Origin of the sequence: Photorhabdus heterorhabditis, from assembly GCF_001280945.1 — a bacterium.
Lineage (GTDB): Bacteria > Pseudomonadota > Gammaproteobacteria > Enterobacterales > Enterobacteriaceae > Photorhabdus > Photorhabdus heterorhabditis.
In genome coordinates this window covers 106,599-129,777 of the sequence record NZ_LJCS01000003.1, presented here as the reverse complement: position 1 = coordinate 129,777, position 23,179 = coordinate 106,599, and the positions used below count along the sequence as shown (strand labels likewise).

General features: G+C 40.8%; 14 protein-coding genes, 1 tRNA gene, 3 pseudogenes and 2 CRISPR repeat arrays. Of the genes and pseudogenes, 12 read left to right on the top strand and 6 right to left on the bottom strand.

Annotation, left to right across the window (positions count from 1 at the left end; genetic code table 11):
- The first annotated feature begins 22 nt into the window (after positions 1 to 22).
- Entirely contained in the window at positions 23 to 2,077 is a 2,055-nt protein-coding gene (gene helD / locus AM629_RS02310) for a DNA helicase IV (RefSeq protein WP_054475775.1), read from the top strand.
- 49 nt (positions 2,078 to 2,126) lie between these two features.
- Here helD and mgsA read toward each other — a convergent pair whose 3' ends face one another.
- Positions 2,127 to 2,585 (bottom strand): methylglyoxal synthase, encoded by a 459-nt coding sequence (mgsA, locus tag AM629_RS02305; protein WP_054475773.1) that lies wholly within the window; start codon positions 2,583 to 2,585, stop codon positions 2,127 to 2,129.
- A gap of 115 nt (positions 2,586 to 2,700) precedes the next feature.
- Here mgsA and AM629_RS02300 point away from each other — a divergent pair, with 115 nt between their 5' ends.
- Together AM629_RS02300 and AM629_RS24945 are read left to right on the top strand one after the other, a co-directional pair.
- Positions 2,701 to 3,114, top strand: a complete 414-nt coding sequence (locus AM629_RS02300) for a CoA-binding protein (RefSeq protein ID WP_054475770.1) — start codon at positions 2,701 to 2,703, stop codon at positions 3,112 to 3,114.
- Between the two features lie 556 nt (positions 3,115 to 3,670).
- A CRISPR array of direct repeats spans positions 3,671 to 5,018; the repeat unit is 28 nt; unit sequence GTTCACTGCCGTACAGGCAGCTTAGAAA.
- A 55-nt stretch (positions 5,019 to 5,073) separates the two neighbouring features.
- Positions 5,074 to 5,181: pseudogene (locus AM629_RS24945) on the top strand (hypothetical protein); the annotation flags it as partial.
- 83 nt (positions 5,182 to 5,264) lie between these two features.
- Here AM629_RS24945 and hspQ read toward each other — a convergent pair.
- Positions 5,265 to 5,582 carry a heat shock protein HspQ gene (hspQ, locus tag AM629_RS02295; RefSeq protein ID WP_083451855.1) on the bottom strand — a complete coding sequence of 106 codons (318 nt, stop codon included), beginning with the start codon at positions 5,580 to 5,582 and terminating at the stop codon, positions 5,265 to 5,267.
- Positions 5,583 to 5,808: 226 nt separating this feature from the next.
- Between hspQ and yccX the strand changes: the two genes are divergently transcribed.
- Positions 5,809 to 6,087 carry an acylphosphatase gene (yccX, locus tag AM629_RS02290; RefSeq protein ID WP_054475766.1) on the top strand — a complete coding sequence of 93 codons (279 nt, stop codon included), beginning with the start codon at positions 5,809 to 5,811 and terminating at the stop codon, positions 6,085 to 6,087.
- Positions 6,088 to 6,100: 13 nt separating this feature from the next.
- Here yccX and tusE read toward each other — a convergent pair whose 3' ends face one another.
- Positions 6,101 to 6,430 (bottom strand): sulfurtransferase TusE, encoded by a 330-nt coding sequence (tusE, locus tag AM629_RS02285; RefSeq protein ID WP_054475764.1) that lies wholly within the window; start codon positions 6,428 to 6,430, stop codon positions 6,101 to 6,103.
- Between the two features lie 182 nt (positions 6,431 to 6,612).
- Between tusE and AM629_RS02280 the strand changes: the two genes are divergently transcribed.
- The 4 genes and pseudogenes from AM629_RS02280 to AM629_RS02265 all read left to right on the top strand — a co-directional run bounded on the left by AM629_RS02280 (position 6,613) and on the right by AM629_RS02265 (position 13,449).
- Positions 6,613 to 6,700: transfer RNA gene (locus AM629_RS02280), tRNA-Ser, on the top strand.
- 178 nt (positions 6,701 to 6,878) lie between these two features.
- A pseudogene (locus tag AM629_RS02275) lies at positions 6,879 to 7,301 on the top strand (tyrosine-type recombinase/integrase); the annotation flags it as partial.
- Positions 7,302 to 7,510: 209 nt separating this feature from the next.
- Entirely contained in the window at positions 7,511 to 9,847 is a 2,337-nt protein-coding gene (locus AM629_RS02270) for a toprim domain-containing protein (protein WP_054475850.1), read from the top strand.
- 608 nt (positions 9,848 to 10,455) lie between these two features.
- Complete coding sequence (locus AM629_RS02265; RefSeq protein WP_054475762.1) at positions 10,456 to 13,449, top strand: Eco57I restriction-modification methylase domain-containing protein; 2,994 nt, start codon at positions 10,456 to 10,458, stop codon at positions 13,447 to 13,449.
- Between the two features lie 71 nt (positions 13,450 to 13,520).
- Here AM629_RS02265 and AM629_RS02260 read toward each other — a convergent pair whose 3' ends face one another.
- Together AM629_RS02260 and AM629_RS02255 are read right to left on the bottom strand one after the other, a co-directional pair.
- Positions 13,521 to 15,146, bottom strand: a complete 1,626-nt coding sequence (locus AM629_RS02260; RefSeq protein WP_054475760.1) for an Eco57I restriction-modification methylase domain-containing protein — start codon at positions 15,144 to 15,146, stop codon at positions 13,521 to 13,523.
- Positions 15,136 to 15,324, bottom strand: a complete 189-nt coding sequence (locus AM629_RS02255) for a hypothetical protein (protein ID WP_054475758.1) — start codon at positions 15,322 to 15,324, stop codon at positions 15,136 to 15,138. The genes AM629_RS02260 and AM629_RS02255 overlap by 11 nt, the downstream gene beginning before the upstream one ends.
- 610 nt (positions 15,325 to 15,934) lie before the next feature.
- Here AM629_RS02255 and AM629_RS23860 point away from each other — a divergent pair.
- Positions 15,935 to 16,111 (top strand): hypothetical protein, encoded by a 177-nt coding sequence (locus AM629_RS23860; protein WP_161804204.1) that lies wholly within the window; start codon positions 15,935 to 15,937, stop codon positions 16,109 to 16,111.
- 551 nt (positions 16,112 to 16,662) lie between these two features.
- Positions 16,663 to 16,930 (top strand): annotated as a pseudogene (locus AM629_RS02250) (helix-turn-helix domain-containing protein).
- Positions 16,931 to 17,369: 439 nt separating this feature from the next.
- Here AM629_RS02250 and AM629_RS02245 read toward each other — a convergent pair.
- Positions 17,370 to 17,687 (bottom strand): hypothetical protein, encoded by a 318-nt coding sequence (locus tag AM629_RS02245; protein ID WP_054475756.1) that lies wholly within the window; start codon positions 17,685 to 17,687, stop codon positions 17,370 to 17,372.
- Between the two features lie 778 nt (positions 17,688 to 18,465).
- Positions 18,466 to 18,734: direct repeats of the CRISPR family, unit length 27 nt; unit sequence TGCACTGCCGTACAGGCAGCTTAGAAA.
- A gap of 151 nt (positions 18,735 to 18,885) precedes the next feature.
- Here AM629_RS02245 and cas1f point away from each other — a divergent pair.
- Entirely contained in the window at positions 18,886 to 19,866 is a 981-nt protein-coding gene (cas1f, locus tag AM629_RS02240; protein WP_054475754.1) for a type I-F CRISPR-associated endonuclease Cas1f, read from the top strand.
- Positions 19,863 to 23,144, top strand: coding sequence for a type I-F CRISPR-associated helicase Cas3f (gene cas3f / locus AM629_RS02235; RefSeq protein WP_054475752.1), 3,282 nt, complete (start codon positions 19,863 to 19,865; stop codon positions 23,142 to 23,144). The genes cas1f and cas3f overlap by 4 nt, the downstream gene beginning before the upstream one ends.
- Positions 23,145 to 23,179: the final 35 nt, after the last annotated feature.

The following is a 23,179-nucleotide window of genomic DNA, read 5'->3' as shown; positions in this document are numbered from 1 at the left end:
TTTCAGGTATAGCGTTACGATCATGGAACTTAAAGCAACACAAATTGGCCGGCGTCTTGCTCAGCATCCCTATAACCGGGTGCGATTGCTGAATGCAGGTATTGAAGTCAGTGGAGAAAAGCATCAATACCTTATCCCATTTAATCAGTTAATTGATATTCAGTGCAAACGGGGTATTGTCTGGGGTGAGCTGGAATTTGAATTGCTTGATGGACAAGCGGTTCGCCTTCATGGCACTGAATGGCAGCAAACACAGCGTTTTTATCATTATCTACTCGGTGAATGGCAAAAATGGAGCCAGGAAATGAGTGTTGTTAGTGCTAATGTACTGGCAGATCAGGTTAATGAAGTTAATAAAATTGGTCAGCTGGATCGCTGGTTTAAAAAAGCTGATTTGTCCCAATTGCAACAGCGGATTCAGGCCGCATTTCAGGCTTTACCACTGCCATTACAACGTCTGGAACAATTTGATAATTGCCGAGAAAATTATCAAATTTGTCTACATTGGGTTGAGAATGGCGAAAAATCTGTTGAAAAGATTAACCAGCAATGGACAGAGCGTATGCTGGAGCAATATCGTGATTTTTTTCAGCGGGTAGAAACCTCTTCTTTAAGCCTTCCTCAGAGCTTAGCTGTTGTTAATGGTGAAAATTCAGTGCTGGTGCTTGCTGGTGCTGGTAGCGGAAAAACAGCTGTGTTAGTGGCGAGGGTAGGATGGTTATTACTTCGCCAACAGGCGATTCCCGAACAGATATTACTGTTAGCGTTTGATAACCAGGGAGTTGATGAGATGAATGAACGAATTCATACTCGTCTTGGTGTGAAAGATATCGAAGCGAAAACATTTTATGCTTTGGCACTGCATATTATTCAGCAGGGAAGTAATAAAGTGCTTAAAATTAGCACATTGGAAACTGACGGGCAAAAGAGAAGAGATTTTCTGGTTAAACACTGGCAGCAACAATGCAGAGAGAAGAAAGCACAAGCTAAAGGTTGGCGGGAATGGCTGACAGAGGAGCTGAAATGGGAAATACCGGAAGGTGAATTTTGGTGTGATGAACAGCTTGTTAGCCGATTGTCAGGCAGGCTTGAATGTTGGCTGGAATTAATGCGTATGCACGGTGGTAGTCAAAAGGCGATGATAGAACAGGCTCAGGGAGAGTATCTGGAACTGTTTCAAAAATGTGTTCGCTTGATGGGGCCTTTATTAAAAGCGTGGAAATCTGAATTAAAAACAGAATGTGCTGTTGATTACTCAGGGTTGATTCATCAGGCAGTTCATATTTTGGAGAAAGGACGATTTATTAGCCCGTGGAAGCATATTCTGGTCGATGAGTTTCAGGATATTTCGCCATTAAAGGCGAAATTGCTTACCGCATTGCGGGCGCAAAATAGCCAAAGTTATTTGTTTGCTGTAGGGGATGACTGGCAGGCAATTTACCGTTTCAGTGGGGTGAAGTTGATATTACCCACTGCTTTTGCTGATTATTTTGGTAAAGGGGCTGAATGTGTATTGGATACTTCTTATCGGTTTAATGATCGGATTGGTGAGATTGCTAACACCTTTGTACAACAAAACCCAAATCAGTTAAACAAGCCACTAAATAGTTTGACTAAAGGTAACAAAAAATCAGTTGTAATCCTGCCAGAAGATCAACTTGAACCTTTGCTGAATAAAATGAGTTGCTATGTCACAGAGCAGGAAACGGTTTTGTTGTTAGCCCGCTATCACCACTTGAAACCTGAATTGCTGAAAAAATCAACGACCCGCTGGCCTAAGCTTAAAATAGAATTTATGACTATTCATGCTTCGAAAGGGAAACAAGCGGATTATGTGATTATTCTTGGGTTACATCAGGGGAATGACGGTTTTCCTGCACTTGAAAGGGAATCGGTGGTGGAACGGGTTTTATTGCCACAGTTGGAAAATTTTCCTGATGCAGAGGAGCGACGTCTTTTATATGTTGCATTAACACGGGCGAAGAAGCAGGTGTGGTTGATGCAGGATAAGAAAAATCCATCTGTGTTTGTGCGTCAATTAGAACGGTTGGGGGGGCTTGCTCAGCGTAAGCCTTAAGGTATCTTTTGAAGAGAACATATTGCTCAACCATAAATATTATAAAGATTTATTTCAGACGTTCATTCAGATAGTGTTGATAATCAGGGACCTGAATATCTACTGACTGAGAAAACAATGGGGAATTAACAATAAAATCCGCAGTTGTCAGATTTGTTGCTACTGGGATATTCCATACTGTAGCAAGGCGCAGCAGTGCTTTTACATCAGGATCATGAGGAACGGCATTAAGTGGGTCCCAGAAAAATATTAGTACATCAATTTTTCCTTCTGAAATTAGGGAGCCAATTTGTTGATCTCCGCCCATTGGTCCGCTAAGCATACTGGTGACTGACAATCCCGTTTCATTCTGGATCAGATTACCGGTTGTGCCGGTAGCATATAAATTATGTTTCTGAAGTAAATGCTGATGATTTTTGGACCAGACCAGCAGAGACGTTTTGCAGTGGTCGTGTGCAACAAGCGCTATATTTTTAGAGGCTGCTAGTGTACGGGTTGCCAATTTCATGTTGGTACCTTTGATAATCGTTATTTTCGATCATAGTAAATTGATAACAATGTTTATCATATACACTGTAATAAATAAACAAAGTAAAAATACTGAATTTGTAAGGAATGATACGATGAATGATCAACGAATTGTGGACATATTAAAACAAGTGAAAACTATCGCACTGGTAGGTGCTAGTGAAAAAACTGATCGTCCGAGCTATAAAGTTATGGCTTATTTATTGGAGCAAGGATACGAAGTTATTCCTGTTAGCCCGAAACTTGCTGGGCAGACACTGCTTGGGCAACACGTTTATGGACAGTTGGCAGATATTGCTCGACCTATTGATATGGTAGATGTATTCCGTAATGCTGAAGCTGCTTATGGTGTAGTTCAGGAAGCGATAGATATCAAAGCAAAAGTGCTCTGGTTGCAATTGGGTGTTATTAACGAACAAGCGAAAGAATTGGCAGAAAAAGCAGGTATGGATATTGTGATGGATCGCTGCCCGAAAATTGAAATCCCAAGATTGGGGCTGGAAAAGTAATATTCTCCAGTTTGCTACTGTTTAGTTTCCCATCAATGAGTGAACGGAGCTTGGCGCTAATGTCTAAGTTGCCCAAACTTAAGAGGTTGGGTGGGAAACATCACTAGGTTCCAAGTATATATGACTTATTCCTGACAAATATTTACAGGGTCCCGGAATCATCCGTCTCTGGATATCTTATATACCCAATAGATTTCAAGATGCATCGCGACGGCAAGGGAGCGAATCCCCGGGAGCATAGATAACTATGTGACCGGGGTGAGTGAGTGCAGCCAACAAAGAAGCAACTTGAAAGATAACAGGTATAAACTCCATTTTTCACATTATATTACAATATATTAAGGAAAATTTAGCTATTTCTGCGACAGCTAAAAGCTACCAAATATTGCTATAAGATATGGTGTTTCTACTGCACCCTAATTTTGACCCTTTTTTATCGCCAAATAATAACCTATTGATTTTTAATTAAAATAAAGTATCTCTTATAAAAAGGGTTTTTTCACTTTTTATGATTATACTCTTTAACAGTCAATGGATTAGAGTTAATATGCAACAAGTTCACTGCCGTACAGGCAGCTTAGAAATTAAATTGACTGAATTTGCCGCCGGGATTAAAGTTCACTGCCGTACAGGCAGCTTAGAAACAGATACGGCGCGATTTGATTGACTTGGGGATGTTCACTGCCGTACAGGCAGCTTAGAAAGCCCCCGGATATTGAAGCGAGATAAACACTTAGTTCACTGCCGTACAGGCAGCTTAGAAAAACAGCAACATCATCACGCAAAGTATCGATTTGTTCACTGCCGTACAGGCAGCTTAGAAAGTATTGGAACGCTGGTGTATCGCGTATGAGTTGTTCACTGCCGTACAGGCAGCTTAGAAATATGCACTCAGAACAACACGAAAAGCAACAACGTTCACTGCCGTACAGGCAGCTTAGAAAAACGCCACCGTCTCCACCAAACCGAGGTTTTTGTTCACTGCCGTACAGGCAGCTTAGAAATTTTGAGGCAAGCTAAGGACCTGGCATAACTTGTTCACTGCCGTACAGGCAGCTTAGAAACCCAAAATTAGTGTTGCGGTTCCCATATCAACGTTCACTGCCGTACAGGCAGCTTAGAAAAACCGGACTGGATCGCTAAGCCGTCTTCACCTGTTCACTGCCGTACAGGCAGCTTAGAAAGACAAATAAAAAATTGTCACTCGCTTACAACGGTTCACTGCCGTACAGGCAGCTTAGAAAGCCGGACTGGTTTGCCGAAAACAATTTGAATTGTTCACTGCCGTACAGGCAGCTTAGAAAGTTTCATCGTGTTCAAATTTCACCGGATACCGGTTCACTGCCGTACAGGCAGCTTAGAAAATTGCTAAATCATTAGCACCTTGTTCCCATGCGTTCACTGCCGTACAGGCAGCTTAGAAAGCAAGCACAAGCGGGAAATGGGATGGTTGCCGGTTCACTGCCGTACAGGCAGCTTAGAAACGGATGAGCCATAACACTCTCACGCATAATTTGTTCACTGCCGTACAGGCAGCTTAGAAATCCGTGCTGACGACTGCTGATGAATTACAGCGGTTCACTGCCGTACAGGCAGCTTAGAAAGTACCAAGTAATTGATAAGATTGAATCAATGCGTTCACTGCCGTACAGGCAGCTTAGAAAAGTTAGGATGGTCCGTATAGATGGAGAGTCTTGTTCACTGCCGTACAGGCAGCTTAGAAAAAACCCACACTGAATGAAACGGCACTGTCTTTGTTCACTGCCGTACAGGCAGCTTAGAAACATATGCATCATAATTAAATTTATCCATTGCTGTTCACTGCCGTACAGGCAGCTTAGAAAATCCGGTCGTGCCGTCTGCTACCCCTCCCCAAGTTCACTGCCGTACAGGCAGCTTAGAAGATGGTGAAACACGACGAATATTAGAGATGGAAATCCGTAAGACATTATGGATATGCATCATATTTTTGTGGCAATGGCAACATCTATTACTGAAGTTGGTAGGGATCATGATTATGATTGGAACATTGCTGAACTGGGTTCAACGCGCTCGTTGATACAACTTGTCGAATGTATTTAAAGCAATAGGCAAAAAGAGGCACAGATGCTTAGGTGGTACAAGTAGTTTAAAAACACAATAAAGGTTAGTTAATTGCGTAGTCGTGGAGCCAGTAACTGATTGCGGATGGATTCTGCTAGCTCGTCCAGAGAAGGTTGTTCTGGATGGTCATCTGATGTTTCGTAGGCTAATTGCGCTTCGGCTAAATAAGTATGTACGGGTTGGCCGTCGTCATCTTCCATCACAACATGATACCAAGGAGCAGAACGCAAAGCAGCATTGGATGCAATGTCATCCTCTTGAGGTTGTTCCAGAGAATATTCCACATCAATGTCTACGATCACTCCCAAATACCCCAGAAGCTTGTGACGTACTTGTTGGCCGATACCGAATTTGCTGGCGATAATCATAGTCACCTCCAAAGAGATTTTGTTTTGACACTGATATAGGGGCAATAAGGTGAATTACAAGAGCATACCCGGTAGTTGAAGTCATTTTTTGCTTTAATTGCGAGTGTGGCTCTATCTATTATTTCAGGTTAGCTGTAGTAAATATAAAACACAACCAAGAATAGTGTGCTTAACTACATATGTGAGCGATACCGCAAGGTGACAGGGTAGATAGGAACTAATTATGATTAAATATGGGTTAATAATTTATGTTTATGGTCGGGTTCAAGGGGTTGGATTTCGCTATCAGACTTTTCGTTGGGCGAAATCTAATAAACTGACCGGCTATGTCTGTAATTTGCATGATGGTAGTGTCAAAATTGTAGCTTATGGTGATGTTGAACAACTGAATAAATTAACCCACTGGTTGGAACAAGGGGGACCACCAGGAGCGCGAATAGATAGTTTTTCGTCTCAGCCCTGTGCAGTGGAGGATATTGCAGATTTTAGCGTCCACCACTGAATTAGGTTATTAATCAGATGCATTTTACCGGTTTTGGCAGCCCTGCAATTTTAGTTGCCTGCTTTGCCGGACCTTTGGGAAATAAGTGGTAAAGATAGCGGCTGTTGCCTTTTTCTTCACCATACTTTTGTGCGATTGCTTTTACCAGCATACGGATAGCTGGGGATGTATTAAATTCATCATAAAATTCCCTAACAAAACGAATGACTTCCCAGTGTTGTTCAGTCAAAGCGATTGCTTCCTGCTCGGCGAGAAGTAAAGCTATTGCTTCCTGCCAGTCACTGCTATTTTTCAGATAACCCTGCGCATCGGTTTCGATCTCACGACCGTCGAATACCAACATAATTATTTCACCATCAAAGAAAGACAGTAGTAATCTAGCAAAAATCACCTTTATGCCCAAGAATGGCATGCACATATGCGGATAAAATAAGCCAACAGCAGTGGAAAAGAATAAATTTACGGCAATCGAACAGGAGGAGGCTTTACATCGGTCTCGGTGGTGTTTATAGTGCACGCCATTGCGGAGGGGTGGCCGAGCGGCTTAAGGCAGCGGTCTTGAAAACCGCCGATGGGAAACCATCCGAGAGTTCGAATCTCTCCTCCTCCGCCAATCACACTCCTAACAACATCTACTAAAGTTTCCCAAACCCAGTTGAATCAAGTCTTAGCGCAAAATCTCAATATCCCAAAGTCTACTACTGTCTTCCTAAATCTCTACAATTTTTCTATACAACATTGGTGATTTATGAAGCTGACGGATCTGGCTATCAAATGAGCCAAACTCTACCGAAAAAATGAAAATGCGCCGTACTCATATAGTGCCATTATCAAAGCAAGTTATCGATTTATTGAAGCAAATTCAGCCTATCAGCGGCAGTTATCAGTATGTTTTCCCAAACCGGACAGATTACAGAAAGCATATAGCTGATATGGCAATCAATACCATGATCTGCCGTATGGGATATTCAGGGTGAGCGACAGGCCACGGCTTCCGACACACCATGAATACCATCTTGCACAATCAAGACTACAACACAGCGTGGGTTGAGAAACAACTTGCTCACGTCGATAAAAACAGCATTCGAGGTACTTACAACCACGTTCAATATCTGGATGGTCGTCGGGAAATGCTGCAATGATATGCGGATTATATGGAAATACTGGAACAAGGCGAAAATGTGTTGACCGGAAAATTTGGCAAAAGAGCGTAAAGATATCGTGATTTTTTAAGAAAAGTAACATAAAAAGCAACGCCCCAGTGTGCTGTAACACATCTGAGGCGTCTAACCAACAACCGTTATATGAGGTAACGATGTTGGCTGATATACAGCATACCCGAACTCACCCTAAATTTACATCTTCAGATAAAACAGACGAACAAAAGCCGCTCGATTTGATCCAGTCTGTGAAAAAATCTGCCATGTATCACTGGGAAAATTTGTTGCCTGCTTGTGGCATCGATATCCCAGAAAAGGGTAAACATGGCTCTTGTCCTGTCTGTGGTGGTACTGACTGTTTCCACTTTATCGACGATCACCACCACGGCAATTGGCATTGTCGCCAATGTAATGCTCCGAACTATGGCGATGGACTGGATTTAGTGGCAAAGAAAAAAGGGATTACGATTTTTGACGCTGCGAAAGTTGTTGCAGATGCGCTGGCATTACCTTTGCCAGAATCCAAGCCAGCCAAAACGCCGACTAAGAGCGCTAAACCGATTGCTGAAAGCATTGCGGCACTGGTTGCCACTGCTGTTACGGGTGAATCTCAATATCTGGTGAAAAAGGGGCTGCAATGCTCCAATCAGCGGTTGTTAAAAGACGGTTCGTTATTGCTGGTGACTCAAACGCTGGGCGGCACAATTACGGGCGCACAGATCATCAAACCGAACGGTGAAAAACACCTTGTTTCCGGCTCGCAGAAAAAAGGCAGTTTTATCCCGATCACTGAGATTACCGGAACGCCAGATACAATAATTATTACCGAAGGTTACGCTACAGCTTTAACTGTCAGTCAACTACATAAAGGCGTGGTACTGGCAGCGATTGATGAAAGTAACCTATTGATTGTTGCCGAGCAGGTTAGAGCGCAGTATCCAAACTCCAGAATCATCATTGCCGCCGATAACGACTGGCACGAACCGGAAGAACAAGACAAAAACGGCAGGCTGAAAAAGAATATCAGCAAGGTTGCAGCAGAGAAGACCGCCAAAGCGATTAACGGATGGGTAACGCTACCGCCTACGGAATCAAAAGCTGACTGGGATGATTATCGCCAGCAACACGGCGTGGAAATAACACAACAAGCCTTTACTCAGGGGCTTTATCAACCGACATCAATCAAGAAAAAAGCAGCCATTCAGCTTAATAGTGATGCCGAGTCTGCAAAATTGACGCTATGCCAGATGGGAGCCAGCCAGCGCGGGGAAGTATTGCTGGCACGTTATAACGGTGATCTGGCACTAGATAGTGCTTCGGAAACGGTTCATCACTATGACGGTATTATCTGGCGTCCGGTCAGTGACCGTGATTTAAGGCGGGAAATGGTCGCCGCCTTTATGGAAGAGAAACTACCGTATTCGCCACATGGTATCAGCTCTGCCGTGGATGCCCTGAAATTACAGCTTCCCATGATGCAGCCACCCAAACACCACTTAATCGGATTTAGTAACGGGGTATTTGATCTGAAAGTTTGCCAGTTCCGGCCTCACCGTAAAAATGATTGGCTATTGCTTGTCAATGACGTTGAATTCAATTCCCCTGTTTCGGGGGAAACCCTGCAAGATCACGCGCCACAATTCTGGCGCTGGCTCAATCAGGCAACAGCCAACTGTGAAAACAAAGCATATAGAGTACTAGCGGCGCTGTTTATGGTGCTGGCGAACCGTTATGACTGGCAACTTTTTCTGGGAGTCACTGGTGCCGGAGGCAGTGGCAAAAGTATCTTTGCCGAAATCTGTTCAATGCTGGCAGGTAAAGGCAATACCGTTTCCGCAAGTATGGCAGCACTGGAAAACCCACGGGAACGGGCATTGATTGTCGGCTATTCGCTGATCATCTTGCCAGACCAAACTCGTTATGTGGGCGATGGCTCAGGCATCAAGGCGATTACAGGCGGCGATGAAGTTGCTATCGATCCGAAGCACAAACAACCCTATTCAACCCGCATTCCTGCGGTGGTGCTGGCAGTGAACAATAATGCTATGAGTTTCAGTGATCGCAGTGGTGGAGTATCGCGGCGTCGCGTGATTTTTAATTTTTCTGAAGTTGTACCGGAAAATGAGCGTGATCCGCTCCTGAGGGATAAAATCGCAGTAGAATTGCCTGTGATTATCCGGCATCTGCTGCATCGGTTTGCTGATCCACAATCAGCAAGACGTTTACTGACAGAGCAACAGAAATCTGCGGAGGCGCTGGATATCAAACGCGGCACAGATCCACTGGTCGATTTTTGCGGTTATCTTATTGCTTCCCATGAAGCTGACGGCCTATTAATTGGCAATGCGGAAATTATGCCGTTCAATCCCCATAAGTACCTTTATCATACCTATCTTGCTTATATGAAAGGCAATAATCTGAATAAGCCTGTTTCTGTGACTCGCTTCGGCATGGATATGCCAGGCGCACTGGCAGAGTACAGCCAGCAATATTTACGCAAGAAAAGCAAACAGGGCATTCGCAGCAATCTGAGCCTGAATCTTGATATTGTTATCGAATGGATGCCGAAACTGACAAGGAATAGCCAGCCAGAAGAATAATTTTTTAAAGAAATATAAAAAGTGTTCACCACTGTTCCCCTTTTTTCTGGTTGGAGGTGAACGGTTGGGTGAAGAGTTTAATTTCAACTCATCACCCTCTAACAATATGAATTTAAATAAAATTATTCAAAAGTGAACAGGGTGAACAGTTTTATCCATAATTCTTTAATAGGGAGGGGGTAGGTAAAAATGATTTCTTTGGCAGGTGCTCTTTCAGCTCTCCGTGTTACTGGGTTAATTTATTAGCCCGGTAACTCGGAGAAGACAAACGTAGCGCGTCAGTGTGGGTTTGAGCTACTACATCTAAATCATTGGTAATTACCTTTACTGATTCTGGATAAAAACGAGCTAGTTGTACCAATGTGATTACCAAATAAGACTCGATCTGACACTATTGATGAGCTAAATGAAATCTAGCCAGATAGGCAGCTTTGGGCTAAATATAGTCATTCACATCCTGGTGTTAATCAATGGAGTGCAGGGCTTACTTCTTTGAGCACTGAGCTTCTAATTTAATTAGTTATTCGTAGATAAGTATCTGTTGTTGTGCGACACTTTTCATCTTTAGATTTACTCATGTCTAATCAGGCTGGCTATGAGATGAAAGAATGACAAAAATTGAACAGTTACAACGGTTGGTTGACCGCTACGAAGGAGACCTAGCTCTACATCGCTCTCCAACTTACAATGAAACTCAACTTAGAACTGATTTTCTCGATCAGTTATTCGTCATTCTTGGTTGGGACATTACAAACTCTAGTGGCAAACCCACGAATGAGCGGGAAGTTTTGGTAGAAGAAGGACTAAAAGTAAAAGCAGGTGAAAACACTAAAAAACCTGATTACACTTTCCGTCTTTTCTCTGAACGAAAATTCTTTGTAGAAGCTAAAAAACCAAGTGTTCATGTAGAAACAGATCCAGAACCAGCGAAGCAATTAAGGCGTTATGGCTTTACCGCTAAATTGAAGATTTCCGTATTATCTAACTTTGAATATACCGCTATCTATGACTGCTCAAATCAAGTGAAAGAGGCTGACACTGCCACAAATTCACGGATTAAGCTTTATCACTACACTGAGCTTGTAGACAACTTAGAAGAGATTCTTTTCCTTATCGGCCGGGAAAGTGTATATACAGGGCAATTTGATGATGAGTGGTCTGACATTGAAAGCAAAATTTTACGATTTAGTGTTGATGATCTGTTCTTGGGACAAATTAACCAGTGGCGTTTGATGCTGGCTGATGAGTTTTTGAAGATAAAGCCAAAGTTAAATGAAGAAGAGCTTAACGACCTTACTCAGAGCTACATAAACAGTATTGTATTTCTAAGAGTCTGTGAAGACCGTGATTTAGAAGAGTATGAAACTCTTTACCATTATGCAGAAGAAAAAGACTTTCAATCATTAACTACAAAGCTGAAACAATCAGATAAAAAGTATAACTCTGGTTTATTCTATTTGAGCCATATTGATGAACTGATTCATAATGAAGAATCTTGTATTTGGACGATTATCGAACAGCTATACTTTCCACAGAGCACCTATTCATTCTCTGTTTTTTCATCTGATATCTTAGGCAACATCTATGAGATATTTCTGAGTGAACGAATCAAAATAAACTCTGATGGTGAAGTAGATATTCAACCAAAAGAAGAGTATCTCAATAGAGATGTCGTTACCACACCGAACCACATTGTAAAAGAAATTGCTCGCAATACTGTTGTTGAATATTGTAAAGGCAAGACTGATGAACAGATCTTAAATTCCAAATTTGCTGATATAGCTTGTGGCTCTGGAGCATTCCTTCTAGAAGTATTTCAAACGATTCAAGATATTCTAATAGATTACTATCTTGACAATGATCAGTCTAAGTTGCAGCAGCTTGCGCCGCATAGCTATAAGCTAACGTTAGAAACTAAAAAGGAGATATTAACCCGTTGTATCTATGGTGTAGATAAGGATTTTAATGCGATTAATGCGTGTTCTTTCGGGCTTCTTCTTAAGCTTCTTGAAAGTGAATCAAAAGACACAATCGGAATCAAGAAACCTATCTTACCAAGAACGGATAGAAATATTCTTTTTGGTAATAGTCTGATTGATCTATCAGACAACGTTAAGCAAACTGATTTGTTAAAAGTGAATCCGTTTGATGTAGAGCATAGATTTGATGTGATTGTTGGAAATCCACCTTATATGGCTACTGAGCACATGAAACAGCTCACCCCAGCAGAACTGATAATCTACAAGAAGAAATTCAAATCAGCATATAAGCAATTTGATAAATATTTTTTGTTTGTTGAACGTTCTATGCAGCTACTGAAAGAAGGTGGTCATCTTGGCTACATACTACCTTCAAAATTCATCAAGGTTGGGGCTGGTCAGAACCTTAGAAAATTTTTAGCAGATAATAAGTATCTTTGTAAGCTGATCTCATTCGGTTCAAATCAAGTTTTCAAAGATAAGACAACCTATACATGCCTGTTATTTTTAACTAAATCACAGCAAGATAAATTTTCATTTTACGAAGTTAAGGATTTCAAAAAGTGGTTAACTCGTGAAGACAAGTCATTACTTTCAAACACCTATGAAGTTGATAAGCTTGATTCTGACACTTGGATTCTTGAAAAAGAAACAAATGATATTTTGTCCAAAATGTATAGTAGATCTAAGACATTAGAAGAGATTTTAGGTAGAAAGACCATTGAGAATGGTATTCAGACAAGTGCAAACGCTCATTACATTCATAATGAGATAAAGACTGAGAACGGTTATATATTCTTTGAGTATGATGGCAATCAGTATCAGGTGGAGAAAGAGCTTACACGTCCTTACTTTGAAACTGTTCGCAATGGTGAAGATCACTTCTACACATACAAAGACGTTGAACCAAACGCTTTTGTTATCTACCCATACAAGAAGGTAGGAGAAAAAGTTTTTTTCATTGAATATGAGGAGTTGCAGCAAGATTTCCCTAAAATGTTTGAGTTCTTACAGATTGTAAAAGAGCACTTAAACAACGAAAAGCGTTCTATCATGCCTGTACCTACTACACCTAATGAATGGTATAGATACGGTCGAGCGCAAGCACTGGAAAATTGCGACGTAGCACAGAAAATAATTGTTGGTGTTTTATCTAATGGCTTTAAGTATTCAATAGATAATCATAGGACTTTTGTTTCATCTGGAGGAACGGCCGGTTATAGCATCATAAACGTGCCTGATACATGTATGTATTCCATTTATTACATACAAGCAATTCTAACTTCAAGACATTTGGAATGGTTCGCCTCTGTATATGGTGAAGTGTTTAGAGGTGGTTTTATTGCTCGCGGGACTAAGATCCAGAAACGAATGCCAATTCCTACTATCGATTTCTCTAAATCAGAAGAGGTTAAAAAGCACAAAGCGATTACTGATCTTCAGAAGAACTTGAACAAGCTCTATACTGATATTTCAAAAGCTGATGCACGTTCAAAAATAACTTTGGAGCGAAAATTCGGTAATGATTTTAAGAAAATGGATGGACTGATTAAGGACTTGTTCGGGCTTGGTGACTTGGACTGTAAGATCCCTTCGGTTGAAGATTTATATAAATCTCTATGATAGAAAGGTGGAGATTTTAACCCTCCACCTACTACTCTTGACCTACAAAATAGTTCGATACATTCAGATAACTACTTACGTAACCGCCTATCTCTTAATTTACGCCAAATACTCATTAGATCTTCTGTATCTTGTTCAGTTAGTCCCAATTTTGAAAAAATTGAAACGCCTTGCAATTTCATAGCTTCTTCAACTTTTCCATCTTTTACAAGTTGGTTAAGGGTTGCTAGATCGTGCTCATACCCTTCAATCACAGGGATGTAGATTTTTTCGATTTCAGATGGGACAAGTTCTAATACCCCACCACCATAATAGCGTCCTTCTAACTCAGCAGTTATTGCAGTCAGTGGATTCAAGAAACTACAAACAAGGTTTTCTGCGCTCGTAAAGGTCGATCTGACACGGTAAGCTGTGTCAGTAGTATAAGCTTCAATTTCATTTAAAATTAGGCGTGGAGCTTCATGGCAGCGTTTTAGCATACCTATTTCAGTGCTATAAACAGAAGGAACTTTATACCATGGCTTACGAATACGGCACTTATAACGCTCATGATACTTTTCAGCTTCTCCCAATTGGATATAGTCTTTTACCGTTGTTGATAGCTGTTCAAATTCATCTGCTATGTATAAGAAGTTTGTTGGCAAACCTTGTTCTTGATTCGTTTGGTGTTGCTGAATGTCATACAAAATACCAGGGCAGTGCTGGCTGCGCCCAAACATAGGGTGAGAGTATTTCTCTAACTTGAAATGATTAACCGTTTTATTATCAACTAAGAAGAACTTGTTGGCTCCCGTTACTATACCAACATCGACCTCTGCAATGTCTTTGAATTTGTGAACAGCATCATGGCTAATCAGTTTTTGGATAAGTGCTAACTCGCTTTTTTGTAAAGTCGCTCGTGTCCACTTGCCTTTTACAGTTTCGCCATTAATGCCTAATGTATTTATAAATAGCTCTTCTGGACTATCTTCAAGAAAATCGAGACCATTTACACCTACGATCCCTACACCTTCTGATGGTGTTGACGGATCTTCTTTTTTTTCAGCTAATATAATTACCGCACCTTGAAGTGTATCTTCGAACCAAATTTCTTTGGGATCGATAATGACAATTTTTGAACAAATTCTTCCCATGTAGCTACGCAAAGACTGAGCGTGCATCACATGAATTATTTCTGATGGAATGACCATAGCCATTCGTCCACCTGCTTTGAGCATGGCAAGTGATGAAAGTAGGAACGGAACCCATGCGTTAGTGTGCTTAGTAAATTTCTGCTCCAACTGTTTAAAAACAAGCTCTGCTTGTTCTTGAAAAGATTTTTCTAAAAATTGATATCTGATAAACGGAGGATTACCAATTACAGCATCAAATTGAACTTTTCCTTCTTTGATTTGCTTATTAGCCCAAACAAGAAAATCCCCTTCGGCAACAGTTGCATTCTGAAATTTAAGCGATTCACAACGTTCTAAAGCTTTTTGCGCTTCGATATCAAAAAGCTCAAAACATGAAAGGGTTAAGGCTTTATCACAGTCATTATTATGTAACGCCTGAACAAACACACCATCACCGCAACTTGGTTCTAAAACTGCTTCTGGCTGTTTTCCTAATGCCCATTTAGCTACGTAATCCGCCAAGTGTTGAGGAGTGTAGTATCCCCCTCGAAGTTTTTGTGTTGTTTGATCTGCTTTAAATTTCATTATCTGCCTTTGAAAAAATTTTAATCAATTCAGTCTTTTTTTCTTCGATATGTTGTTGAGCTTTATCTATAAACCAGTCTTTAAGTGTTTGTTGATCAAGTGCAAGTATCGAGTAAAGCGATTTCTTTAGCTCAGGATCGACTTCAAGAACGATACGACCTGATTCACCTTTTGCCATGAGTAAGTCACTTAACTTATGTAATATTGGTTATTTATATTATATAAGTAGCATAAAGAGTTAAAGATGAATTGTCCGTTTTAGTGGGGATAACTACACAAACTGCCAAAACTAGTAATATAATGAAATTATATTTAATATATTAAATTCCAATTAACCCGTAACATAAGCTGTTGACCCTTCTCACCACAGCCGCTAATATCCCACTTACACTAATGATCCATCGTCTGTCAGGATCGCCTTCGGGTGGCGAAACAAAACTCTCGTAGCCTGAAAGAGAGAGCAAGAATTGCGGTACATCTGCCCACCTTTGGAAGCAGATATTGCCAAGACACCTAAACCCTCGTCTGGCAATGAAGGTCTCTTAAACTAATAGGTAACCCAAAAGGATATCTTTTATCTTGTTACCGAAGTGTATTGAACGTGGGTTCATACACTGGCATTTCAAATCAACATAACTCCTATTTATCTTCAATGAATAACAGGATAGCTTTTGCGCATCCGTTCATACTTTTATCTATCTCTGTTTGAATTATTCAACAGACCATTTTTCTACAGCTAACCCATTAACATGACTACCGTTTGACATTTAACCTTACGGAGTTTTGCTGTGCCTGATGGCACTTCAACGCTTGCACAGCTTTTGTTGACCGTTCGCGGAACTCAAGGCGTCACTTTTGGCGGGTTACCGCTGAAAGTGACGCCGCAGCAAAAGAGCAACTCAACCCTGACAGGCTCTGGCCTGCTTCACCATGCAGTGAATCTGACACTGCATTTTATAGATTGAAAAAGGAGAATTTGACGATATCGAGGCTGGCTTTTAGCCGGTGGGGATGACCTGTTCGTACAGGCGGCAGTACTGAGTACTCAACCGATACTCCGCAATACCTCAACTTGCGTTCACTCTGGCGCACAGATATCGATCAAGGATAGGGCAGGTATTTTCTGTTTTGTCCAAACTGTCGCGCGCCAGAGATCGCATGTTGTTAGGTATAAGTAAGGAAATTGATGAATTGGCTGATTGAAGAATTAAGCATTCGGATCGCTGTCTGTTATGTCGCGCGGGTTTATAGCTGTTAAACTTAGTCGTCCAGTTATTGATTCAGATAAAGCAATCAGTTAAAGTTCCCCCGCCATTGGCACAATCCAATGGTAAGGTTTAGCAGCCTTAAAGAGTAACCCCGCTGGTAGGAATTTCTACCAGTGGTGCTTGCTATCACCTTTTCAATGGTGATTCAGGCAGGGGAGGCTTCGGCCTCGCCGGTTGAGTGTTTCCGGTAATGTGAACCTTGCTTGAATCGCCACCATCAATGTTAATTAGTGGAAGGGGTAGCAGGAATGAATAACAACGTTCGAAATGACTGGCATCAAGCCGACATTTATTGCTGCATTGCGTAAACGTGGTACAACCTTAGCGGCTCTCTCTCGTGAAGCAGGACTTAGTTCATCAACATTATCAAATGCGCTCAGCAGGCAGTGGCCTAAAGGCGAATGGATAATTGCTAACTATCTTGAAATCCATCCTTCTGAAATTTGGCCTAGCCGCTATTTTGATAACCATGGTCGATTAATTGAGCGAAAAGTTCACAATAAACCACAAGAATAATCCGCTTTAATTTGTGATCTAGTTCGTAAAAATGATAAATGTTTATATGAAGTCCTGAGCATGAAATGGAAGTCAAATTTGACCATTTCCAAATCTCATGGTTTTTTTGTTTTAACACGATGATTAAACAGTTATAAACCTCATTTCCACGTAAAAACTACCATGGGTGATGTAACAAAATAATGTGGGGGTACTATTGGGGGGATGTGACTTTTTTAATAAAATTAACTTATTAAATATTAATATGTTAGCATGCCAGTATTGCGCTCTCCGCGCCTTAGCAGCTTCAATTTTGAATTGAAGCTGCCTAGTTGTTTCCGTGGCTTCTGTATCTGCCTTTTGAGTGCATATTTCTATATCTATCTCTTTTGAATAGAATTTATATACACACTTAAAATTGTCATTTGTGTTTGTATCATCTTAATGAAGGACTTGCCTATTAATCCCAATAAGGATCAGATGTTAACACAATAAATTCAATTTCTGCGTGTTCATTATTGCTGAGATTGATAGCATCAACTTTATAATAGTAAATAAGGTTTGGAGGTGCTGGAAGCTTTCTGGTTTCTCCAGGCGGGATATCTATAGAAATATATTGATTATAATTTCCAGATGGAGGTGCCCAGTAATTTACAAGTCTAACTGGTGCCGGGCCATTGTTTTTTATAATTGCATCATTGTGTATAAAAGGGACTAATATATTACCTTTATTATAAATCTCAAATATCTGATTAGGGTTTATGTATATCATTGCCATTTTATTGTTTCCTTATTGTTACGGTTACTTAACTGCCTATATAGCAGGTGATTTATTGATGAGATTCAACTTAACACTTATCTCAAACGGTTAAATATTGAATTTTATCAGTGATGTAAAAGGAATAAGGTAAGCATAACGTTGGTAAGCAGAATTTCTGCTTTATAGAAAAAATGGTAAATAAAACAGCTCTAATTGGGATGTAAAATTAAGATGGAGATATTAAATGATATTTGTAATCAGGGTGTAAATTTGGTCATAAAAAGATTGTATAATTGAATGTAAAAAATGTGGAATAGTAAAAATCGTAATAAATTATTTAAAGGAATTCGAGTTTTATTTGTAGGGCAATAATATTACATCCATTACTTTCATCCAGAGTTATTTAATTCTATTTTTATATGGTAATTATACAAGAAGAGAATGAAATATGATGTATTCAGTTAAAAGTGGCTAATATCATACGTTGGTAAATATACTTAAAAATATTAGGTCAGCATATTCTAAATAGAGTGAGAATAAAATTTATCTTATTTGATGGTTCTATCATGGCTGAACGTTTTGCGATCAATTCTTTCACTTACTGCATAGACATTAGAACGGGCGATTTAAGTGAGTGATGGTATTTTTACTAAACCCTATTTTTACCCTTTTTTTGAGGTGAATTATAACTAATTGATTTTATAGTAAAATTAATTATCTCTTATAAAAAGGGTTTTTCACTTTTTAACAGTTATGCTCTTTGAAAATTAGCAGGTTAAAGTTAATATGTAACAGGTGCACTGCCGTACAGGCAGCTTAGAAAGAACAGTTTTATCCATAATTCTTTAATAGGGAGGTGCACTGCCGTACAGGCAGCTTAGAAACGGTGGGCTATTTCAGATCGTGTATGGCAATGGATGCACTGCCGTACAGGCAGCTTAGAAATGACTCCAATTGTTTAGATAAGAAGCTCCGAAGTGCACTGCCGTACAGGCAGCTTAGAAAAAATACCATTTTGAATATTTCCGTCTTCTAAGGTGCACTGCCGTACAGGCAGCTGAGAGTATAATCACTCTCGTTCGGTAAAAGCCTTATATTGTAGGTTGGTAAAGAATTGTAAATTATTATGATTTGCATGTGCGATATTTTACCTTGTATAAAATTTATGCATAATGTTTTCCATAAGTTAAATTAACTATTCAGGTAATTCTTAATTATGGATAACAGCTTTTCTCCAAGTGACCTCAAAACGATTTTGCATTCCAAACGCTCTAATATTTATTACCTGCAATATTGCAGAATATTAGTTAATGGTGGCCGTGTTGAATATGTCACTGATGAGGGAAAACAATCACTATATTGGAATATTCCAATTGCAAATACCACGGTAATTATGTTGGGAACGGGGACTTCTATTACTCAGGCGGCAATGCGTGAATTTGCTAAGGCAGGGGTTTTGGTCGGTTTTTGTGGTGGTGGAGGTTCACCACTGTTTGCGGCTAATGAGGTTGAAGTTGATGTATCTTGGCTGACACCACAAAGTGAATATCGTCCTACTGAATATTTGCAAGATTGGGTGAGTTTTTGGTTCGATGACGAAAAACGATTAGCGGCAGCGATTGCTTTTCAAAAAATTCGCATTGCACAAATCCGTGAACATTGGCTAAGTAGTCGAATGTTGCGAGACAACTCTTTTATGTTTAATCGTGAGAGTTTATTGTCATTACTTACACGTTATGAGCAGAATCTTGCAAATTGTCGTGATAATAAAGACTTAATGGCACAAGAAGCTGTGATGACTAAAGCGTTATACAAACTGGCGGCAAATGCAGTGAGTTATGGAGATTTTGTCCGAGCAAAACGCGGCGGCGGTGTCGATTTGGCAAACCGTTTTCTCGATCATGGGAATTATCTGGCTTACGGATTGGCAGCGGTTGCAACTTGGGTCATTGGTTTACCACATGGTCTGGCGGTGTTACATGGTAAAACCCGTCGTGGTGGTTTGGTTTTTGATGTTGCTGATCTGATTAAAGATGCGTTGGTATTGCCACAAGCATTTATTGCGGCAATGGCTGGAGAAGATGAACAGGAATTTCGTCAACGCTGCATCAGTGGATTTCAAAAAGCTGATGCTTTGGACACCATGATTGAGGCACTACAAACAACTGCACAACAATTGAGTCAGGTGGCACGATGAATATTCTTTTAGTCTCTCAATGCAACAAACGTGCGCTAACAGAAACCCGCCGAATTTTGGATCAATTTGCTGAACGTAAAGGTGATCGCACCTGGCAAACGGCTATCACACTGGAAGGTTTAAATACTTTACGTAAGCTATTGCGTAAAACGGCACGTCGTAATACTGCGGTTGCTTGCCATTGGATAAAAAGTGGTGGTCAAACTGAGCTGTTATGGATAGTCGGGAATTTGCGACGCTTTAACTCACAGGGGGTTGTACCCACTAATATGACACAACGTGATGTGCTGAAAAGTCAGGATGAAAATCATTGGCATTGTGTAGAAGCTATCAGCTTATTGGCAGCGATTGCCGGGTTATTTCATGATTTTGGTAAAGCTAATACGTTATTCCAGCAAGGTTTACAGGGTAATGGGCGGTTTCAACCATACCGACATGAATGGGTGTCTTTGCGGCTGTTTCAGGCATTTGTTGCGGAACAAGATGATAGGGAGTGGATGACTTCGTTGAGTCAGATTGAGCCTAGTGATGAGGATAAGATTCTTTCCCGTTTGGTTAAGGATGATATCGATAAAAAATATACAAACCCTTTTACTAATTTACCGCCATTGGCAACCACTGTCGCTTGGCTAATTCTCTCTCATCATCGTCTTCCTGTTTATCCTAGTTATGACGATCGATATGTACTCAGACCACAATTAAAAGATATTGATAGTTGGCTGATTAACCATTTAGAACCGTCATGGAACTCAGTCAATATGGATAATGAGGACTGGAGTGATCAGGATAAGTGTGATGTCTGGACATTCCCAAATGGTACACCTATCCGTAGTCAGACTTGGCGTCAGAAAGCACAAAAATTTGCGCAAAGAGCGCTGCAATCAACGTCATTATTGCAATATGGCAATCTGAATCAGCGTTTCACCAGTCATATGTCTCGACTGGTTTTAATGCTGGCCGATCATCATTATTCATCGTTACCTGCAACTTTGGGTTGGCAGGATGTTAACTATGGGGTATTTGCCAATACTGATAGAACCACCGGTAAGTGCAAGCAGCGATTAGATGAACATAACATTGGTGTTGGGCAAAATGCTTTATTACTAGGGAGAAGTTTGCCACATATTCGTAAAACGCTACCTGCGATTACCCGGCATAAAGGATTTAAACAACGCAGCAAAGATGAAAAATATCGTTGGCAGGATCAGGCGTTCGATGTTGCGTGTGCTTTACGTGAGCGTTCAGCAGAACAGGGCTTTTTTGGCATTAATATGGCTTCTACTGGTTGTGGTAAAACTTTCGCTAATGCGCGCATCATGTATGGATTAGCTGATGAAAAACAAGGATGCCGTTTTTCTATCGCTTTAGGGTTAAGAACGTTAACGTTACAAACCGGTGATGCATTACGTAAAAGACTGCATTTAGAAGAAGATGATTTAGCGGTACTGATTGGTTCGCAGGCAGTGAAGGAGTTACATCAATTTCGTCAAAAGGCGCTTGAGCCTGATGTGGGTAGTATATCTGCGGAAGAGTTATTTGCGGAGCATCAATATGTCAGTTATGACGGTAGTTTAGATGATGGGCGTCTGAGTCATTGGCTACGTAAAGATAATAAACTTAATAAGCTGCTTAGCGCACCTGTACTGGTGGCGACCATCGACCATTTAATTCCCGCTACTGAAGGAATTCGTGGTGGAAAGCAAATTGCACCCATGCTGAGGTTACTCACTTCTGATTTGGTGTTGGATGAGCCAGATGATTTTGATATTAACGATTTGTCGGCTTTATGTAGGTTAGTTAATTGGGCAGGGTTATTAGGTTCGCGGGTATTGCTTTCATCTGCCACATTACCGCCTGCGTTGATTCAGGCATTGTTCAATGCTTATCGTGCTGGACGTCAAGATTATCAATTAGCATGTGGTCAACCAAATGCCCTGATGAATATCTGTTGTGCTTGGTTTGATGAATATAATGTGGCGCAATTGGATGTTACTAATGCGCAACAGTTTAAAGATCAGCATGATACCTTTGTCGTCAAGCGCGTGGGTTGCTTGGAAAAAAAGGTGCCATTACGTAAAGCAGAGTTGGTGCCTGTAACGGCTGAAAAGCATAAAGCTGAGGTTGTAATCCAGGCTATAGCAAAGGTAATGCATCGTTCTATGTTGAAACTACGTAGGGGGCATCATCAAATTCATCCGTCGGGCAAAACTGTTTCTATTGGCTTAATCCGTATGGCAAATATTGCTCCATTGGTTGCTGTAGCACAGCGGTTATTACAAATGCCATCCCCTGAAAATGTGCGCATCCATCATTGTGTCTATCACAGCCAGCATCCTTTGGCGATACGTTCTCATCTTGAACATCGGCTGGATTCTACATTAACGCGTTACGATGAAAAGGCGTTGTGGCAGGTGGCAGAAATCCGTAAGGCGTTGGAGGAGATGCCGGAAAAGCATCATATTTTCGTAGTGGTGGCAACGTCCGTTGCAGAGGTTGGTAGGGATCACGATTATGATTGGAGCATTGCTGAACCGAGTTCAATGCGCTCGCTGATACAACTTGCCGGACGTATTCAACGCCATCGGCAAAAAGAGTCAAAGATACCTAATCTGCATATTCTGATGAAAAACTATAAAGCACTTAAAGCGACTGATTTAGAACATCCAGTTTATTGTCGGCCAGGATTTGAGTCGAAAGATTACCTCCTTGCCAGTCATGATTTACATGAATTATTGGAGCCTGATCAATATGAACTAATTAATGCATTACCTAGGATTAGGGAACGAGATGACGCAGGGGAACGTTCACCTTTTCAGAACTTAGTTGATCTTGAACATCAACGTTTGTGGGATGAACTTCAAGGTGATTCTGATAATGAACATGGTTATTGCTCAGCACTTTGGTGGCGTAAACAAGCCTCATGGTGTGCGGAACTCCAACGTCATAAACCGTTTCGTCAATCAGAGCCTGACGAATTACATTATTTGTGGCTTGAGGAAGAGGGTGAAGAAGCGCAGTTTATGGCGCTGGACAGCGGCCAGGCAGGAATAAAAGAAAGTGGGGCGTTTGACTATGTGCCAGAATTAGAGTTCGCACCAGGTGTGAGTATCTGGATTGAACTTGATACTGAGACGATTTACCAGAATTTGTCTGATACTTATGAAATGGAGTTAAAAAATGTAAGCCAGCATTTTGGTGAGATTCGTCTTAGGAAAAAAGATGACGGAGAAGCATGGTGTTACCACCCATTTTTAGGGGTGTTTAGAGAAGTTAGCTGAACAATATGCGGTGTTTTTAGGTAAAGACCGTAGTG

Coding starts and splice junctions, on each gene's coding strand:
- AM629_RS02270 (WP_054475850.1), top strand. CDS start 7,511: ATGTATCACTGGGAAAATTTGTTGCCTGCTTGTGGCATCGATATCCCA.
- AM629_RS02245 (WP_054475756.1), bottom strand. CDS start 17,687: ATGGCAATGATATACATAAACCCTAATCAGATATTTGAGATTTATAAT.
- tusE (WP_054475764.1), bottom strand. CDS start 6,430: ATGTTGGTATTCGACGGTCGTGAGATCGAAACCGATGCGCAGGGTTAT.
- yccX (WP_054475766.1), top strand. CDS start 5,809: ATGATTAAATATGGGTTAATAATTTATGTTTATGGTCGGGTTCAAGGG.
- cas3f (WP_054475752.1), top strand. CDS start 19,863: ATGAATATTCTTTTAGTCTCTCAATGCAACAAACGTGCGCTAACAGAA.
- mgsA (WP_054475773.1), bottom strand. CDS start 2,585: ATGAAATTGGCAACCCGTACACTAGCAGCCTCTAAAAATATAGCGCTT.
- AM629_RS02265 (WP_054475762.1), top strand. CDS start 10,456: ATGACAAAAATTGAACAGTTACAACGGTTGGTTGACCGCTACGAAGGA.
- helD (WP_054475775.1), top strand. CDS start 23: ATGGAACTTAAAGCAACACAAATTGGCCGGCGTCTTGCTCAGCATCCC.
- AM629_RS02260 (WP_054475760.1), bottom strand. CDS start 15,146: ATGAAATTTAAAGCAGATCAAACAACACAAAAACTTCGAGGGGGATAC.
- AM629_RS02300 (WP_054475770.1), top strand. CDS start 2,701: ATGAATGATCAACGAATTGTGGACATATTAAAACAAGTGAAAACTATC.
- AM629_RS02255 (WP_054475758.1), bottom strand. CDS start 15,324: ATGGCAAAAGGTGAATCAGGTCGTATCGTTCTTGAAGTCGATCCTGAG.
- cas1f (WP_054475754.1), top strand. CDS start 18,886: ATGGATAACAGCTTTTCTCCAAGTGACCTCAAAACGATTTTGCATTCC.